The organism is Paracoccus sp. T5 (assembly GCF_048538155.2).
In the GTDB taxonomy this organism is placed as follows: domain Bacteria; phylum Pseudomonadota; class Alphaproteobacteria; order Rhodobacterales; family Rhodobacteraceae; genus Paracoccus.
This window is the reverse complement of record NZ_CM135809.1, coordinates 2,918,008-2,932,721: the sequence shown is the minus strand read 5'-3', so window position 1 is coordinate 2,932,721 and position 14,714 is coordinate 2,918,008. Positions and strand designations below refer to the sequence as shown.

The following is a 14,714-nucleotide window of genomic DNA, read 5'->3' as shown; positions in this document are numbered from 1 at the left end:
AGCGGGCGGGGCAAATGCCCGCCCGCCGGGCAGTGTTACGCTGCGCGGGGCGTCAGCCCGCCCTGTTCGACCAGGAAATCGACGATGGCCTGCACGCCGTGACCATGGCGCAGCTGGGCCATGACCACGGGCCGCGTCCCCCGCGCCTCATGTGCATCCTTTTCCAGCAGTGCCGCGTCGACGCCGACATGCGGGGCCAGGTCGGTCTTGTTCACCACCAGCAGGTCGGAGCGCGCCAGACCGGGGCCACGTTTGCGCGGAATGTCCTGCCCCGCCGCCGTGTCGATCACATAGATCGTCAGGTCGGCCAGTTCCGGGCTGAAGGTCGCGGCCAGGTTGTCGCCGCCCGATTCGATCAGGATCAGGTCCAGGTCCGGGAATGCCGCGTTCAGGTCCGCGATGGCGGCCAGGTTGATGCTGGCATCCTCCCGGATGGCGGTATGCGGGCAGCCGCCGGTCTCCACGCCGCGGATGCGTTCCACGGGCAGGACCTGGGCGCGCATCAGCGCCTCGGCATCCTCGCGGGTATAGATGTCGTTGGTGATCACCGCCATGGACAGGCGGGGGGCCAGCGCGCGGGCGATCTGTTCGGTCAGCGTCGTCTTGCCGGCGCCGACGGGACCGCCGATGCCGACGCGGAGGGGGCCGTGAAGGCTCATGAGCGGAAGATCCTTGTGGTCATGGTTTCGTGGGCCATCGCGGCAATGTCGGCGCCCCAGGTGGCGCTGGCCAGGTCGTCGGGCGTGGCCATGGCGGCGCGGGCAGCGTGGTCCAGGATGCGCGGCCGCAGCGCGGCCAGCATCTGCTGTCCCTGGACCGGGCCCAGGGGCAGGAACCGCACCGCCGCGCTGATCAGCGCCGCAGCTTGGGCCTGCAGGAAGGCCGCGATGATCTCTGCCGGGGGCAGGGACATGGCGGCGCAGGCGCGACCCATCGCGACGGGCAGGGCGGCAGGGGCCTGCGGACACCCGGTCAGCGCCGCCATGTTGGCGGCCAGGGCGGTGCCCTGTTCGACCGTCTCGGTCAGGCGCTGGCGGGTCATGCAGGCGGCGCGCGCCAGATCGTCCAGCGCGGCATGGTCGGCACCCGGCCGCAGCGCCAGCGACAGCAGCACCGCATCGCACCAGCCCTGGCCGTGATCCAGCCAGTCCTCCAGCCACCGGGGCAGGGTGGCGCGCGTCACCCATCCCGCATCCATCGCGTATTCCAGCCCCTGCGACCAGGCAAAGCCGCCCACCGGAAAGGCGGGCGACAGCATCTGCGACAGCTGCAGGCGGGCGGTTTCAGGCGGGATCATGCGCGTGGCTGTGGGCCCCATGCGGGGCCTCTCCGGCGCCATGGGGATGGCCGTGTTCATGCGGCCCGTGATCGTGGCCGAAGGTGCGGCCATGGCCATAGGCGCCGCCTTCGGGACGGAAGGGCAGGTCCTTGCGGCAGATCTCGGCGCCCAGCTGGTGCAGCATCGCCTCCAGCACGTGGTCCTGGCGGATGACCAGGCGGTCGGCCTCGATCCGGCAGGGGGTGTGGCGGTTGCCGATATGCCAGGCCAGCCGGGGCAGGTTGCCGCGGATGACCAGCACCGGCTCGGGTGCGGCGCGCACGACGACCTGGCGGCCGTCCGACAGCTGGAACGCGTCGCCGTCGTCCAGACTGGTGACCTCGGGCAGGTCGACCATGAAGTCGCCTCCCTCGCAGGACAGGCGCTTGCGGCGCAACAGGCGGCCCTCGTAGTCCAGCGAGACTTCGGCGTCAAAGGGCGCAGGGGCGTTGCGGATGATGGAATGGGCAGTGGCTGTCATGGTTCGGTCCTCCCTCAAAAGAGGAAATAGCGCTGTGCCAGCGGCAGTTCCGTCGCCGGCTCGCAGGTCAGCAATTCACCATCGGCGCGGACCTCGTAGGTCTCGGGATCAACCTCGATCACGGGCATGGCGCTGTTCATCGCCATGTCGGCCTTGCCGATGCCGCGGGTATGTTCGACCGCGATCAGGGTCTTGGACAGCGCCTCTCCGGCCCCGGCCTCCAGCCCCGCGCGGGACAAAAACAGCGCCGAGGCGCGGCGGTTGTGCCCCCACATGGGCCGCGAAAAGATCGGCTGCACCGGGATCGAGCCGTTCGGATCGCCCATCTGCGCCACGCTGATCTGTCCGCCGACCAGCACCATTTCCGGCTTGGCGGCAAAGAAGGCGGGCGACCACAGGACCAGATCGGCGCGCTTGCCGAGGCTGATCGAGCCGATATGGGCACTGACCCCATGCGCGATGGCGGGGTTGATGGTGTATTTCGCGATGTAGCGCCGGGCGCGGATGTTGTCGTTCTGCCCCTGTTCATCGGCCAGCCGCCCGCGCTGCTGGCGCATCTTGGAGGCGGTCTGCCAGGTGCGGATGATCACCTCTCCGATCCGTCCCATGGCCTGGCTGTCCGACGAGATCACCGAGAACGCACCCAGATCGTGCAGGATGTCCTCGGCCGCGATGGTCTCCTTGCGGATGCGGGATTCGGCAAAGGCCACGTCCTCGGGTACCCGGCGGTCCAGGTGGTGACAGACCATCAGCATGTCGAGGTGCTCCTCGACCGTGTTGGCCGTATAGGGCCGCGTGGGGTTGGTCGAGGACGGCAGCACATTCGCCATGCCGACCATGCGGATGATGTCGGGGGCGTGCCCGCCGCCCGCGCCCTCGGTGTGATAGGCGTGGATGGTGCGGCCCCCAATCGCGGCCATCGTGTCCTCGACAAAGCCCGATTCGTTCAGCGTGTCGGTGTGGATCATCACCTGCACGTCCATCGCGTCGGCCACGGTCAGGCAGGTGTCGATGGCCTTGGGCGTGGTGCCCCAATCCTCGTGCAGCTTCAGCGCGCAGGCGCCGGCGCGGATCTGCTCCTCCAGCGGGGCGGCGATGGAGGCATTCCCCTTGCCCGCGATGCCGATGTTGACGGGCAGGTCGGCGCAGGCCTCCAGCATGCGGGCGATGTGCCACGGCCCCGGCGTGCAGGTCGTGGCCAGCGTGCCATGCGCGGGGCCGGTGCCCCCGCCCAGCAGGGTGGTGACGCCGGAATGCAGCGCGTGGTCCACCTGCTGCGGGCAGATGTAGTGGATGTGGCAGTCGAACCCGCCGGGCGTCAGGATGCGGCCTTCGCCTGCGATGATCTCGGTCCCCGGCCCGATGATCAGGGTCACGCCGGGCTGGGTGTCGGGGTTGCCGGCCTTGCCGATGCCCGCGATCAGGCCATCGCGGATGCCGACGTCGGCCTTGACGATGCCCTGATGGTCAAAGACCACGACGCCGGTGATGACCGTGTCCATCGCGCCGCCCGCGCGCGTCACCTGGGACTGGCCCATGCCGTCCCGGACGACCTTGCCGCCGCCGAACTTGACTTCCTCGCCGGGGATGGTCAGGTCGCGCTCGACCTCGATGATGATCTCCGTATCGGCCAGGCGGATGCGGTCGCCCGTGGTGGGACCATACAGCGCCGCGTAATCGGCGCGCGACAGTGTGGTCACAGCGCACCCCCGATCTGGCCGCGAAATCCGTGCACGATCCGGTCGCCCGCATAGCCCACCAGCGTCACATGGCGCGACTGTCCCGGTTCGAACCGCACGGCGGTGCCTGCAGGGATCGCCAGCCGCATGCCGCGCGCGGCGGTGCGGTCGAACTCCAGCGCGCTGTTGGTTTCGGCAAAATGATAGTGGCTGCCGACCTGGATCGGCCGGTCGCCGGTATTGGCAACCATCACGGTCACGGTGGCGCGGCCCTGGTTCAACAGGATCTCTCCCTCGGCCGCGATGACCTCTCCGGGGATCATCGGCCCTGTCACGAGCGGCCCCGCAGCAGGAACCACGCCGCCGCGCCAAGCGCGGTGATCAGCGCCATGGTCGCCAGATGGTCGGGCTGCGTCAGCAGGTGCAGCGGCGAGGCTTGGGCATGGTGGCCGGGATGGGCCTGGGCCAGCTGGGGCAGAAGCAGGGCCGTCGCGGTGAGGGAAAATCGGATCATTCAGGCCTCCTGGCGGATCGGGTGGTGAACGGTGACCAGCTTGGTTCCGTCGGGAAAGGTGGCCTCGACCTGCACCGATTCGATCATCTGGGGCACGCCGGACATGCATTGGCCGGCGGTGATCACATGCGCACCCGCTTGCATCAGGTCGGCGACCGATCTGCCGTCGCGGGCGCCCTCGACCACGAAATCGGTGATCAGGGCGATGGCCTCGGGGTGGTTCAGCTTGACGCCGCGGGCCAGCCGACCACGCGCGACCATCGCGGCGACCGACACCAGCAGCTTCTCGCGCTCACGGGGGGAAAGGTTCATGTCAGACCTGCCAGATGCGGGGAAGGGGATCGGGGCGCAGCACCCGAAGAAGGCGGTTGATCTGTCGCCTCAGGGGCCAGCCGTCGGCGGCCAGCAGGCGCAGCACCAGGCGACCGGGCGGCGCGCTGGCGGCCGAGGTGACGCCGGGCTCGTCCAGCACGGCGCGGACCGCCTGCAGCAGGTCGGGCGCGTGGGGGGCGATCACGGCCAGTGTGGCCATTGCCGGCCGGCCGCCGGTCAGCGCGGGGCCGGGCATCCGCGCCAGCGTGGCGCCGTCCAATGCCAGCGCGTCGTGATGAACCACGCGGCCCGCGCGGCGCACGATGCGGCGGTCGCGCAGGTGCAGGCGGGTGGGGCGCTCGCCCATTGCCAGCCGCCCCAGGACCAGCATCTCCAGCAGCAGGCAGCCGGCCCCGGCCGCCAGATCGACCGTCGTCTGCCGCTCCAGCCGCGCCGCGTCGTAGAGGATGGTCTCCTGCGGCAGCCAGTCCAGCCAGGCGCCCGCGCCGACCGACAGATCGACCCGTGCCTGGGCCGGCGCGGCGGTGGCGCGATAGGCGCGTTCCGCCGTTTGCGTGGTGGCCAGCGCCCGCGCATCTGCGCGCAGGTCCACCGCAAAGGACAGCCTGTCGCCCGAGGCCAGACCGCCGGAGGTGTTCAGAAAAACGATCTCGGGCAGGCCCGCGGTCATGCGTGGCAGCATCGCCTTGGCCGAGCCTTGTTGCGCCAGGTCGATCAGCCCGCGCGGCCCCATGACCACCCGCGCCGCCCCTTGGCTGCGCTGCATGGTGGTCGCGGTGGCGGTGCTGTCGAACATAAGGGGCAAGGGGCGCCGTCAGGCTGCCAAGGTCAACGCCGGTCGCGCCGCCACCTGCTTGCCGGACAAGCATGTCCGGCGCATCTGCCGAAATAACGGGCAGGCTGCCTGTGCGGGCGGCGGTTCCTGTCCGGGGTCACGCCGGGTGGTCCAGCAGCGCGTGCAGCAGGCGCTTGCGGGCGGGGGGGATCGCACGGATCTCGACCCCGGTAAAGACGTGCATGGTGCGCAGGACCGGATCCACCACCGCATGGTCGCTGACCCACCCGCCCATGGCCAGATAGCTGCGCAGCAGCGGCGGCATGGCCGCCATCGCGCGCTTTGGATCCGGCTGGCGCAGGCGCAGGGCGCGGGCAAAGCGGAACACCTTGGGCGCCTTGACGCGCGGCCACCAGCGGCGGGGCGCCAGGTGGCGTTCCTTGAGCATGGCAAAGGCCTCGGCATGAGGCTCGGGCTCGCAGCCGGTAAAGCTGGAACAGCCGAACAGCATCTCGACGCCGGTCTCGTCCACGAATCGGGTCAGGGCGGCCCATGCGATGCGGACGATGTCGGGGTCCTGCCGGTCGGGATGGATGCAGAACCGCCCCATCTCGACCATCGGCCCGTCAAAGCTGCCCAGGGCCTCAAGGTCGTAGTAGCGGGCCGAATAGCTGCGCTTGATTTGCGATCCGTTGGTCAGCGGCAGGAAGCGGAAGCTGCAGACCAGCTGGCCCGACGTGACATCCTCGATCAGCATGTGCCGGCAGTCCGGGTCCAACTCGTCGGCCTCGATACGGGTACCGTCGTCCGGCTGGCCGGTGCGGGCGATGAAGCACAGCCAGCGCAGCCGTTGCGACATGCGCAGATCTTCTGGCGTCTCGGCCAGGCGGGCGCGGTAATGGCCTTTGACAAGCGGCTGCATGGCGCGACCTTCGCTGAAGACAGGTGCAACATACACCCGCCATGTGTCGAAATCACGAAGTCACCTGAGGGAAGGCCAAGTTTCTGGCCGACTGCCCTGCGGCGCGGCAGGTCAGTCCGCGTCGTCGAACTGGTCGCCCAGGACATCCTCGACATAGATGCGCTGGATCAGCAGCATCGCCACGATCAGCAGCGGCGTTCCCAGCAGCACCCCGGCAAAGCCGAACATCGCCCCAAAGGCCACGATGGCGATGATGGTCAGGGCGGGGGGCAGTTCGACGGCATAGCGCTGGATCAGGGGCATCAGCACCTCGCCCTCGAACATCTGGATCACGAAGAACAGGATCGCGACATAAAGGGCCGTCTCGGGGCCTTGGGACAGAGAGAACAGGACCGCGATCGCGCCCGAGAAGAACGGCCCGACGATCGGCACGATATTGGTCAGCCCTGCGATCAGCGCCAGAAGGAAGGCCAGCGGCACCCCCAGAAGCCAAAGCCCGATCCAGGCCAGGATCGCCACGACCACCATGTCGACCGCCTGTCCCGCCATCCAGGCGCCCAGCTTGCTGCCCAGTTCGTCCATGATCCGGGCGGCGCGGCTGCGCTGGCGCAGGGGCACCAGGCGCAGCGCCCCGCGACGATAGAGCGGCGCCTCGACCGCGACGTAAAGCGCGACGATCAGGACCACGAAAAAGGACGACAGGCTGCCCAGGACCGAATTCAACACACCGGTCAGGATGCCGATCAGATCCGGCAGGCGTTGGGCGATCTGGGCGGCGTTCTCGCCGCCGTTCTCCTCGACCTGCCCCACGATGGTCTGACCCAGATCACCGGGCAACCAGTCGTTCAGCGCCTGCCAGGATTGCGGCAGCGCAGCCATCAGGTCCCGGAACTGCGCCGATACGGCCGGCCCCGCCAGCCACCCGGCCCCGACCACCAGGCCGATCACCACCAGAAGAACAACGAAGACGCCCAGCTTGACGTTCAGGCCCACCAGCCGGTTCAGCCCCCGCCCCCCGGCCCGCAGCGCGATGGCGATCAGAAGGGCCGCGAAGATCAGCAGCAGGACATTGGACCAGAACCACATCGCCCCCAAAAGCAGCAGGATCGCGGCACCGGAGGCCAGCGTCCCCAGGGTCAGCGCCCTTTCCTTGCCTGCGGGCGGGGCGGGCGCCTTGGGGCTGTAGGCAGGCGGGGCAAGATCGATCATGGGAAATCCTTCGGTGGCCGATCAATCAAGCTTTCGCCACCGGTGCCGGTTCCATGGCATTGCGCGCGTCAACCTTGCCGGGGAAGGCCAAGCCTGCTAACCGGACGCGGATTTCCGCAAGCCGCGGGCCCGTCCCGCAGATCAGACAAGGTAACGACCCATGGCCATCGAACGCACGCTTTCCATCATCAAGCCCGACGCGACCCGCCGCAACCTGACCGGCAAGATCAACGCCAAGTTCGAGGATGCCGGCCTGCGCATCGTCGCGCAGAAGCGCGTCAAGCTGTCGGCCGAGCAGGCGGGCAAGTTCTACGAGGTCCACAAGGATCGCCCCTTCTATGGCGAACTGGTCGAGTTCATGGCCTCCGAGCCGGTCGTCGTGCAGGTCCTGGAAGGCGAGAACGCCATTGCCAAGAACCGCGAAGTGATGGGCGCCACCAACCCGGCCAATGCCGATGAGGGCACCATCCGCAAGGAATTCGCCCTGTCCATGGGCGAGAACTCGGTCCACGGGTCGGACGCGGCGGACACCGCCAAGGAAGAGATCGCCTTCTTCTTCTCGGGCCTGGAACTGGTCGGCTGAGGTCGATCCGATCCCTTGAAGTTGGACAAAGGGGCCCCCGTGGCCCCTTTTTCTTTGCCTGCCCGCTCCGCGCCCTTGGTTGCGGCACCCGCGCGCAGAGGCTATGCCCTTTTCCAGGGCAATGATTTCAGGGGGATCCCATGCGGGCATTCGTGTTTCCGGGGCAGGGCGCGCAGACGGTCGGGATGGGGCGCGATCTGGCCCAGGCCTATCCGGCCGCGCGCGCCGTCTTTGACGAGGTGGACGAGGCGCTTGGCGAAAAGCTGTCGGCGCTGATCTGGGAGGGCGACGCCGAGACGCTGACCCTGACGCAGAATGCCCAGCCCGCGCTGATGGCGACCTCCATCGCGGCCTTCCGCGCGCTGGAGGCCGAGGGCTTCGGCATCGCCGATGCCGACTTCGTCGCGGGCCACTCGCTTGGGGAATATTCGGCGCTCTGCGCGGCCGGGGCGCTGACGCTGTCGGATACCGCGCGACTGCTGCGCCTGCGCGGCCAGGCCATGCAGGAGGCCGTCCCGGTGGGGCAGGGCGCCATGGCCGCCATCCTTGGTCTGGATTTCGACACCGTCGACCGCATCTGCCGCGAAGTGGGCGGCGATGAGGTCGTGCAGGCGGCGAATGACAACGATCCGGCGCAGGTCGTGATCTCGGGGCACAAAGGCGCAGTCGAGGCCGCCGCCGAAGCGATGAAGGCCGCGGGCGCCAAGCGTGCGCTGATGCTGCCCGTATCGGCGCCCTTTCATTCGGTGCTGATGCAGCCCGCTGCTGCCGCCATGGCCGATGCGCTGGCGGGCGTGGACATCCAGCCGCCCGCCGTGCCCGTCTTTGCCAATGTGCGCGCGGAACCCGTGACCGAGCCGGGCGCCATCCGCCGCCTGCTGGTCGAGCAGGTGACCGGCACGGTGCGCTGGCGCGAATCCATCGCCAACATGGCCGAGGCCGGCGTGACCGAATTCTGGGAGATCGGCGCCGGCAAGGCGCTGTCGGGCATGATCAAGCGCATCGCGAAGGATGCAGTGGTGCGCAACGTGGGCGTGCCGGCCGACGTGGCGGCGCTGAAGGGGTGACCGGAGGACCGGGGCCAGGCCCCGGACCCCGGGGTATTGGGACAACGAAGAAGAGGCTTGGGATGTTCGATCTGACGGGAAAGACCGCGCTGGTGACCGGCGCGTCGGGCGGGATCGGCGGCGCGATCGCCGAGGCGCTGCACGCGGCGGGCGCGACCGTTGCCCTGTCGGGCACGCGCGAGGCGCCGCTGCGCGAATTGGCCGAGAAGCTGGGCGATCGTGCGCATGTGGTGACGGCGAACCTGGGCGAGGCGGAATCGCTGGCCGCGCTGCCGAAGGCCGCGGCCGAGGCGATGGGATCGGTGGACATCCTGATCAACAATGCGGGCATCACGCGCGACAACCTGTTCATGCGCATGTCCGACGAGGAATGGGCGCAGGTTCTGGACGTCAACCTGACCAGCGTCTTCAAGCTGTCGCGCGCGGTGCTGCGCGGCATGATGAAGGCGCGGTGGGGACGGATCGTCAACATCACCTCGGTCGTGGGGGCGACAGGCAATCCGGGGCAGGGCAATTATGCCGCCGCCAAGGCGGGCCTGGTCGGCATGTCGAAATCCCTGGCCTACGAGGTCGCAAGCCGCGGCATCACCGTGAACTGCGTGGCGCCCGGTTTCATCGAGACGCCGATGACCGACAAGCTGACCGACGACCAGAAGGGCAAGATCCTGACCCAGATCCCCGCCGGCCGCATGGGCCACGCGCAGGAGATCGCCGCGGCGGTCCTGTACCTGGCCAGCCCCGAGGCCGGCTATGTCACCGGCGCCACCTTGCATGTGAACGGCGGCATGGCGATGATCTGAGGGTCTTGCGCCGCCGCAACGCCCCGCAGGAATCCTTGCGAAAGCGGTTGCATGAAGGTTCATGGGTGCTATATCCCCCGCTTTAGCAGCAGGGGAACCGCCCTGTGCTGAACCGGGCCGCCAGGTCCGTGCAAAACTTGGGCGGATGCCCGCGAGAATGAGGATATGACATGAGCGATATCGCTGATCGCGTGAAGAAGATCGTGGTCGAGCATCTGGGTGTCGACGAGGACAAGGTGGTCGAGTCCGCTTCGTTCATCGACGATCTGGGCGCCGACAGCCTCGACACCGTCGAGCTGGTCATGGCTTTCGAGGAAGAGTTCGGGATCGAGATCCCCGATGACGCCGCCGAGACCATCCAGACCGTCGGCGACGCGGTGAACTTCATCAAGGGCGCGGTCTGATCCGTCACCTTTGGGCCGCGCATCCGTCGCGGCGGCCAGACGGCGCCCCCTGAAAGGGAGGCGCCGTTTTTTCATGGCCACGACCTTTCGTCGCACTGGGCGGTTTATATCGCACGCGATGGAACCTCGGGGACAGGCACCTTGTTGTGGCGGCGAAACATCCGAACACAGGAGGCTATCATGGCCGTGAACGTGCAAGGGCTTGAAGACAATGCCCGCAAGACATCCATCGAAGCCCTGAACGCCCGTGTCGCCGACAGCATCGCCCTGGGCCTTGCGGTCAAGCAGGCGCATTGGAACATGAAGGGGCCAAACTTCATCGCCGTTCATGAATTCCTGGATGCCGTCTATGCCCGCGTTCTGGACCATACCGACGTGATGGCCGAACGCGTGCAGATTCTGGACGGGCGCGCCATGGGCACGGCCGAGGTGGTGAAGGATTCGACGACGCTGAAACCCTATCCGACCGACGTGACAAAGGTGCAGGATCACCTGAACGAACTTTGCGTTCGCATCCGCGATCATGGGGCCAAGGTGCGCGCGGCCATCGACAGCACGGACGACGCGGGCGACGCCGATACCGCCGACCTGCTGACCGGCGTGTCGCGCGAACTGGACAAGGACCTGTGGTTCCTGGAAAGCCACCTGGAATAATCGGCGCGGGCAGCCCGCGACGACGGGCGCCTGCGGGCGCCCGTTCGCGTTCAGCGGCCCAGCTTGGCGTGAACCTCGTCCAGGTCGACCTCTCCCAAGGGCATCTTGTTGTCGGGATTGTCGAAGTCATAGCGGAACAGCTGGAAATCGTCCTTGTAGATTTCCCAGGCCAGGTGCCGCGACAGGTCGTCGAAATAGTCGCTGACCTTATGGGCGCGCTTGGGCCCGTGCCCTTCCGATTCGTTGAACCGGGGCACGTCGGCCAGGTCCAGCGGAACCGGGGTCTCGGCCTCGTTCAGCACCTTTTGCATGCCGTCGTTGAAGGCCTCGGTGAAGAAGATGCGATCATAGCGACCGCCGTTCACGATGAAGGTCGAGATATGTCCCGACATGGCCGACCAGTGGATGTCAGGCTCCATCGGCTTGCGGAACCGGATGGTATCGCGCGCGAACAGCAGGAAGCGGCGAAAGCTGGCCACTTGGTCGAATTCAAAACCGTTTTCCGGGCTGCCCACGTCGATGCCATAGCGCTGGACCAACTGCGGGACCAGGTTGCCGCGATAGCGGCGGCCATTGCGCTGGATCCCCGCAATCTTGTCGAAGAACGAGGACAGGATCCGCGCATAGGGGTTGCGCACGCAGGTGAAGGTCACCGCCTCGTGGGACCGGACCGCGCGTTCGATCGGGTCCTGGCTATGGTCTTGGGACCACTTGTGCATGCCCTCGTTCGCGTCATGGATGTCGCCGTCGAAGAAGCGGCCGTGGTCCGAATAGTACATGATCTGGCCGATGGTCGAGCAGGCGCATTTCGGCACGACCCGATAGATCATGCTCTCGCTTTCCGTCATCCAGACGCCGGGAAAACCCATGCTTCAATTTCTCCGATCGATCGCGGGCGGCCGCACTTGGGCCGCGACGGGCCGGGCTGCTTGTCCCAACAGTAAAAATGGTTACACACACAAATCAAAACGAGGCGGGATTTTCAACGCCTGACATGGTCGGACTGCCATCATTCCGAGGGACGACAAGACGACATGGCCCGCATCGCCTTCATCCTTCTGGCGCACAAGGACCCGCAGGGGGTGATCGACCAGGCGCGACGCCTGACGGCGACGGGCGATTTCGTGGCGATCCACTTCGACCGCCGTTCGCCCATGCCGATGTTCCAGCAGATCCGCGACGCGCTTGGGGACCATCCCCGCGTGACCTTTGCCGCCCGGCGCATCAGGTGCGGGTGGGGTGAATGGTCGCTGGTCGCGGCCACGTTGGAGGCGTTGCGCGCGGCCGAGGCGGCCTTTCCCCAAGCCACCCATTTCTACATGCTGTCGGGCGACTGCATGCCCATCAAGTCGGCCGAATTCGCCCGTTCCTTCATGGATGCCGAGGATTGCGACTATATCGAGAGCTTTGATTTCTTCCAAAGCGACTGGATCAAGACCGGCTTCAAGGAGGAGCGGCTGATCTATCGGCACTGGTTCAACGAGCGCAAGCAGCGCCGGCTGTTCTATGCCAGCTTCGACCTGCAGCAGCGCCTTGGGCTGCGGCGCGAGGTGCCCCGCGACCTGCAGGTGATGATCGGGTCGCAATGGTGGTGCCTGCGCCGCCAGACGGTCGAGGGCATCTTCGCGCTGATCCAGTCACGCCCCGAGATCGTCCGCTTTTTCAGCACGACCTGGATCCCGGACGAGACCTTCTTCCAGACGCTGGTGGCCCACCTGGTGCCGCGCACCCAGATCCGGACGCGGACGCTGACCTTCCTGATCTTCACCGATTACGGAATGCCGCTGACCTTCTACAACGACCACTATGACCTGCTGCTGCGCCAGGATTACCTGTTCTCGCGCAAGATCAGCCCCGAGGCGCTGGAGCTGCGGGAACGGCTTGGCGCGCTGTGGCAGAGCGAGGGGCTGGATTTCGCGCTGGTTTCCGAGGGGCGGCGGCTGTTTGCCTTCCTGACGGGACGCGGGCGGATCGGGCGCCGCTTTGCGCCGCGCTTCTGGGAGACCGACGGCAGCCTGGGCCATCAGCGCGTCGTCCATATCCTGGTGGCCAAGAAATGGCATGTGGCCAAGCGCCTGACCGCCGCCATCCGGGCGCGATCCGATATTCCTGCCGTGGATTACATCTTCAACGAATCCGAGGCCAACCTGCCGGACATGGGCGGCGTCGAGTCCTCCCTGAACAAGCGCGAGCGGCATCGCCGGGCGCTGGTCAAGCTGCTGTTCGACCAATTCGAATCCGATCACCTGGTGTTCTGCGTGGACCCTTCGGCGCTCAGCCTCATCGCCGATTTCGATGGCGACCGGGCCGAGACGCGGATCCTGTTCGTGGACAGCCGGTTCGACGACGCCTATATCCGCGGCCACATGGAGCGGGTCGGACTGGTCAGCCGCGATGCGCCCGCCGAACTGGCCGACCGGCTGCTGCCGATCATGCGCAGCGACCTGGAACACGAGGCCGACCGCCTGAAGGAGGCGGGCTTTGCGCAGTTCGGGACAATCTCGGAAACCGCCGCGACCGAGCGCAACGCCCTGGCCATTGCGTCCTTCCTGGGCGTCAGCCCGGAGGAGGGGCGGGCGCTGGCCGAAACTCCATATCTCTTTTCCGACTAGAAAGGTAGCCGCATGTCCTTTGCCTATGACGACAGCAACATCTTTGCCCGCATCCTGCGGGGCGAGATCCCCAACGACACCGTGGCCGAAAATGACCACGCGCTGGCCTTTCGCGATATCTCGCCCAAGGCGCCCAGCCATGTTCTGGTGATTCCCAAGGGGCGATATGTCAGCTTTGACGACTTTGCGGCCAATGCCTCCGAGGCCGAGATCGCGGGCTTCATGCGCCTCTGCGCGCAGGTCTGCGCGTCCGAGGGCGTCGGGCTGGACCAGGGGGGCGAGGGCTTTCGCGCGATCACCAATGCCGGCAGCCATGGCGTGCAGGAGGTGCCGCATTTCCACATGCACATCATGGGCGGAGCCGTCATGGGCCCGATGATCGGCGCCCGCTGATCGCAGCGCCAGGTGGGGGTCGCCAAGACCCCCAAACCCTCAGCCGCGGGTCAGTTCAACAAAGACATCCTCGAGGTCGGGCTGTTCGGTCGCGACATCCAGGATCGGAACCCCGCCGGCGCGCAGCGCGTCCAGGACCTGGTCCGCACGCAGGCGCGAGGGCGGATAAGTGATTGCCAGCCGCCCGTCCGGCCGCCGTTCGGCCCGCGCCCCCTGGGGCAGGTCGGGCAGCGGGATCTCTCCGCCGGTGTCCAGAACCAGCGTCTTGCCGTCCGTGCGCGCCAGCAGGTCGCGGGTGCTCTGGCGGATGACGACCTCGCCGTGGTTGATGATGGCGATCTCGTCGCACATCTGCTCGGCCTCTTCGAGGTAATGCGTGGTCAGGATGATCGTCATGCCCTGCTGGTTCAGCTTGCGGACATTCGTCCACAGCATCTCGCGCAGCGTGATGTCCACGCCGGCCGTGGGCTCGTCCAGGACCAGGATCTGCGGACGGTGAACCAGCGCCTTAGCCAGCAGCAGCCGCCGCTTCATGCCGCCCGACAGGTTTCGGGCATAGGCATTGGCCTGGTCGGTCAGGCCCACCAGCGCCAGAAGCTCGTCCGTCCAGCGTTCGGATTTCGGCACCCCGTAAAGTCCCGCCTGCACCTCGAGGCTGGCGCGGGGGGTGAAAAAGGGGTCCATGTTCAGTTCCTGGGGCATCACGCCGATGGCCGCGCGGGACTGGCGCGGGTTGCGGTCCTGATCAAAGCCCCAGATCGTGACCTGGCCCGCGGTCTTGTTCACCAGCCCCGCCAGGATGTTGATCATGGTGGACTTGCCCGCGCCGTTCGGCCCCAGCAGCCCGAAGATGCTGCCGGCGCGGATCGTCAGGTCGATGCCCTTCAGCGCCTCCTTGGCGGGGGCGTTGCCCTGGGCGGCATAGGTCTTGCGAAGACCGGTGATCTGGATGGCGTCGGACATGGGGCAA

Annotated in this window: 19 protein-coding genes; 7 read left to right on the top strand and 12 right to left on the bottom strand. The window is 67.2% G+C overall.

Features of this window, described 5'->3' with window-relative positions; all coding sequences use genetic code 11:
• Positions 1-35: 35 nt before the first annotated feature.
• The 10 genes from ureG to ACNR9W_RS14415 form a co-directional block, all read right to left on the bottom strand.
• A complete protein-coding gene (ureG, locus tag ACNR9W_RS14460) occupies positions 36-659 on the bottom strand; it encodes an urease accessory protein UreG (protein ID WP_419270018.1) in 624 nt (207 codons plus the stop codon).
• Complete coding sequence (locus ACNR9W_RS14455; RefSeq protein ID WP_419270020.1) at positions 656-1,297, bottom strand: urease accessory protein UreF; 642 nt, start codon at positions 1,295-1,297, stop codon at positions 656-658. Before ACNR9W_RS14455 ends, ureG begins: the two co-directional genes overlap by 4 nt.
• Entirely contained in the window at positions 1,284-1,799 is a 516-nt protein-coding gene (locus ACNR9W_RS14450; RefSeq protein WP_419270022.1) for an urease accessory protein UreE, read from the bottom strand. Before ACNR9W_RS14450 ends, ACNR9W_RS14455 begins: the two co-directional genes overlap by 14 nt.
• A gap of 14 nt (positions 1,800-1,813) precedes the next feature.
• A complete protein-coding gene (gene ureC / locus ACNR9W_RS14445) occupies positions 1,814-3,499 on the bottom strand; it encodes an urease subunit alpha (RefSeq protein ID WP_419270024.1) in 1,686 nt (561 codons plus the stop codon).
• Positions 3,496-3,801: an urease subunit beta gene (locus ACNR9W_RS14440; RefSeq protein ID WP_419270202.1), complete on the bottom strand. Its 306-nt coding sequence runs from the start codon at positions 3,799-3,801 to the stop codon at positions 3,496-3,498. Before ACNR9W_RS14440 ends, ureC begins: the two co-directional genes overlap by 4 nt.
• Before the next feature lie 8 nt (positions 3,802-3,809).
• Positions 3,810-3,992, bottom strand: coding sequence for a hypothetical protein (locus ACNR9W_RS14435; protein ID WP_419270026.1), 183 nt, complete (start codon positions 3,990-3,992; stop codon positions 3,810-3,812).
• On the bottom strand, positions 3,993-4,304 hold the full coding sequence (locus ACNR9W_RS14430) for an urease subunit gamma (RefSeq protein WP_419270028.1): 312 nt from the start codon (positions 4,302-4,304) through the stop codon (positions 3,993-3,995). It abuts the gene before it with no gap.
• 1 nt (position 4,305) lies between these two features.
• Positions 4,306-5,121 (bottom strand): urease accessory protein UreD, encoded by an 816-nt coding sequence (locus ACNR9W_RS14425; protein ID WP_419270029.1) that lies wholly within the window; start codon positions 5,119-5,121, stop codon positions 4,306-4,308.
• Positions 5,122-5,257: 136 nt separating this feature from the next.
• Positions 5,258-6,022 (bottom strand): GNAT family N-acetyltransferase, encoded by a 765-nt coding sequence (locus tag ACNR9W_RS14420; protein WP_419270030.1) that lies wholly within the window; start codon positions 6,020-6,022, stop codon positions 5,258-5,260.
• Between the two features lie 111 nt (positions 6,023-6,133).
• Positions 6,134-7,231, bottom strand: coding sequence for an AI-2E family transporter (locus ACNR9W_RS14415; protein WP_419270032.1), 1,098 nt, complete (start codon positions 7,229-7,231; stop codon positions 6,134-6,136).
• A gap of 160 nt (positions 7,232-7,391) precedes the next feature.
• Between ACNR9W_RS14415 and ndk the strand changes: the two genes are divergently transcribed.
• The 5 genes from ndk to dps all read left to right on the top strand — a co-directional run bounded on the left by ndk (position 7,392) and on the right by dps (position 10,739).
• A complete protein-coding gene (gene ndk / locus ACNR9W_RS14410) occupies positions 7,392-7,814 on the top strand; it encodes a nucleoside-diphosphate kinase (RefSeq protein ID WP_111299853.1) in 423 nt (140 codons plus the stop codon).
• Between the two features lie 140 nt (positions 7,815-7,954).
• Positions 7,955-8,881, top strand: a complete 927-nt coding sequence (fabD, locus tag ACNR9W_RS14405) for an ACP S-malonyltransferase (RefSeq protein WP_419270034.1) — start codon at positions 7,955-7,957, stop codon at positions 8,879-8,881.
• Between the two features lie 62 nt (positions 8,882-8,943).
• Positions 8,944-9,681 carry a 3-oxoacyl-ACP reductase FabG gene (gene fabG, locus ACNR9W_RS14400; protein WP_419270036.1) on the top strand — a complete coding sequence of 246 codons (738 nt, stop codon included), beginning with the start codon at positions 8,944-8,946 and terminating at the stop codon, positions 9,679-9,681.
• Between the two features lie 170 nt (positions 9,682-9,851).
• The gene (locus tag ACNR9W_RS14395) at positions 9,852-10,085 is read left to right on the top strand and encodes an acyl carrier protein (RefSeq protein WP_111299847.1); all 234 of its coding nucleotides are present in this window, start codon (positions 9,852-9,854) and stop codon (positions 10,083-10,085) included.
• A gap of 180 nt (positions 10,086-10,265) precedes the next feature.
• A complete protein-coding gene (dps, locus tag ACNR9W_RS14390) occupies positions 10,266-10,739 on the top strand; it encodes a DNA starvation/stationary phase protection protein Dps (protein ID WP_458478517.1) in 474 nt (157 codons plus the stop codon).
• Positions 10,740-10,789: 50 nt separating this feature from the next.
• On the opposite strand, the gene ACNR9W_RS14385 is transcribed toward dps, so the two are convergent.
• Positions 10,790-11,608 carry a sulfotransferase family protein gene (locus ACNR9W_RS14385; protein ID WP_419270039.1) on the bottom strand — a complete coding sequence of 273 codons (819 nt, stop codon included), beginning with the start codon at positions 11,606-11,608 and terminating at the stop codon, positions 10,790-10,792.
• Between the two features lie 165 nt (positions 11,609-11,773).
• Between ACNR9W_RS14385 and ACNR9W_RS14380 the strand changes: the two genes are divergently transcribed.
• Entirely contained in the window at positions 11,774-13,351 is a 1,578-nt protein-coding gene (locus tag ACNR9W_RS14380; RefSeq protein ID WP_419270041.1) for a DUF5928 domain-containing protein, read from the top strand.
• A 12-nt stretch (positions 13,352-13,363) separates the two neighbouring features.
• Positions 13,364-13,744, top strand: coding sequence for an HIT domain-containing protein (locus ACNR9W_RS14375; protein WP_419270043.1), 381 nt, complete (start codon positions 13,364-13,366; stop codon positions 13,742-13,744).
• Positions 13,745-13,783: 39 nt separating this feature from the next.
• Here ACNR9W_RS14375 and ACNR9W_RS14370 read toward each other — a convergent pair whose 3' ends face one another.
• Positions 13,784-14,707 (bottom strand): ABC transporter ATP-binding protein, encoded by a 924-nt coding sequence (locus ACNR9W_RS14370; RefSeq protein WP_419270045.1) that lies wholly within the window; start codon positions 14,705-14,707, stop codon positions 13,784-13,786.
• Between the last annotated feature and the right edge of the window lie 7 nt (positions 14,708-14,714).

Bases quoted from the DNA above. Each gene is read 5' to 3' on its own strand.
- ACNR9W_RS14450 (WP_419270022.1), bottom strand. From the start codon at position 1,799: ATGACAGCCACTGCCCATTCCATCATCCGCAACGCCCCTGCGCCCTTT.
- ACNR9W_RS14395 (WP_111299847.1), top strand. From the start codon at position 9,852: ATGAGCGATATCGCTGATCGCGTGAAGAAGATCGTGGTCGAGCATCTG.
- ACNR9W_RS14430 (WP_419270028.1), bottom strand. From the start codon at position 4,304: ATGAACCTTTCCCCCCGTGAGCGCGAGAAGCTGCTGGTGTCGGTCGCC.
- ACNR9W_RS14435 (WP_419270026.1), bottom strand. From the start codon at position 3,992: ATGATCCGATTTTCCCTCACCGCGACGGCCCTGCTTCTGCCCCAGCTG.
- ACNR9W_RS14375 (WP_419270043.1), top strand. From the start codon at position 13,364: ATGTCCTTTGCCTATGACGACAGCAACATCTTTGCCCGCATCCTGCGG.
- ndk (WP_111299853.1), top strand. From the start codon at position 7,392: ATGGCCATCGAACGCACGCTTTCCATCATCAAGCCCGACGCGACCCGC.
- dps (WP_458478517.1), top strand. From the start codon at position 10,266: ATGGCCGTGAACGTGCAAGGGCTTGAAGACAATGCCCGCAAGACATCC.
- ACNR9W_RS14380 (WP_419270041.1), top strand. From the start codon at position 11,774: ATGGCCCGCATCGCCTTCATCCTTCTGGCGCACAAGGACCCGCAGGGG.
- ACNR9W_RS14420 (WP_419270030.1), bottom strand. From the start codon at position 6,022: ATGCAGCCGCTTGTCAAAGGCCATTACCGCGCCCGCCTGGCCGAGACG.
- ACNR9W_RS14425 (WP_419270029.1), bottom strand. From the start codon at position 5,121: ATGTTCGACAGCACCGCCACCGCGACCACCATGCAGCGCAGCCAAGGG.
- ACNR9W_RS14415 (WP_419270032.1), bottom strand. From the start codon at position 7,231: ATGATCGATCTTGCCCCGCCTGCCTACAGCCCCAAGGCGCCCGCCCCG.
- ACNR9W_RS14455 (WP_419270020.1), bottom strand. From the start codon at position 1,297: ATGATCCCGCCTGAAACCGCCCGCCTGCAGCTGTCGCAGATGCTGTCG.
- ACNR9W_RS14440 (WP_419270202.1), bottom strand. From the start codon at position 3,801: ATGATCCCCGGAGAGGTCATCGCGGCCGAGGGAGAGATCCTGTTGAAC.
- fabG (WP_419270036.1), top strand. From the start codon at position 8,944: ATGTTCGATCTGACGGGAAAGACCGCGCTGGTGACCGGCGCGTCGGGC.
- ACNR9W_RS14370 (WP_419270045.1), bottom strand. From the start codon at position 14,707: ATGTCCGACGCCATCCAGATCACCGGTCTTCGCAAGACCTATGCCGCC.
- ACNR9W_RS14385 (WP_419270039.1), bottom strand. From the start codon at position 11,608: ATGGGTTTTCCCGGCGTCTGGATGACGGAAAGCGAGAGCATGATCTAT.
- fabD (WP_419270034.1), top strand. From the start codon at position 7,955: ATGCGGGCATTCGTGTTTCCGGGGCAGGGCGCGCAGACGGTCGGGATG.
- ureG (WP_419270018.1), bottom strand. From the start codon at position 659: ATGAGCCTTCACGGCCCCCTCCGCGTCGGCATCGGCGGTCCCGTCGGC.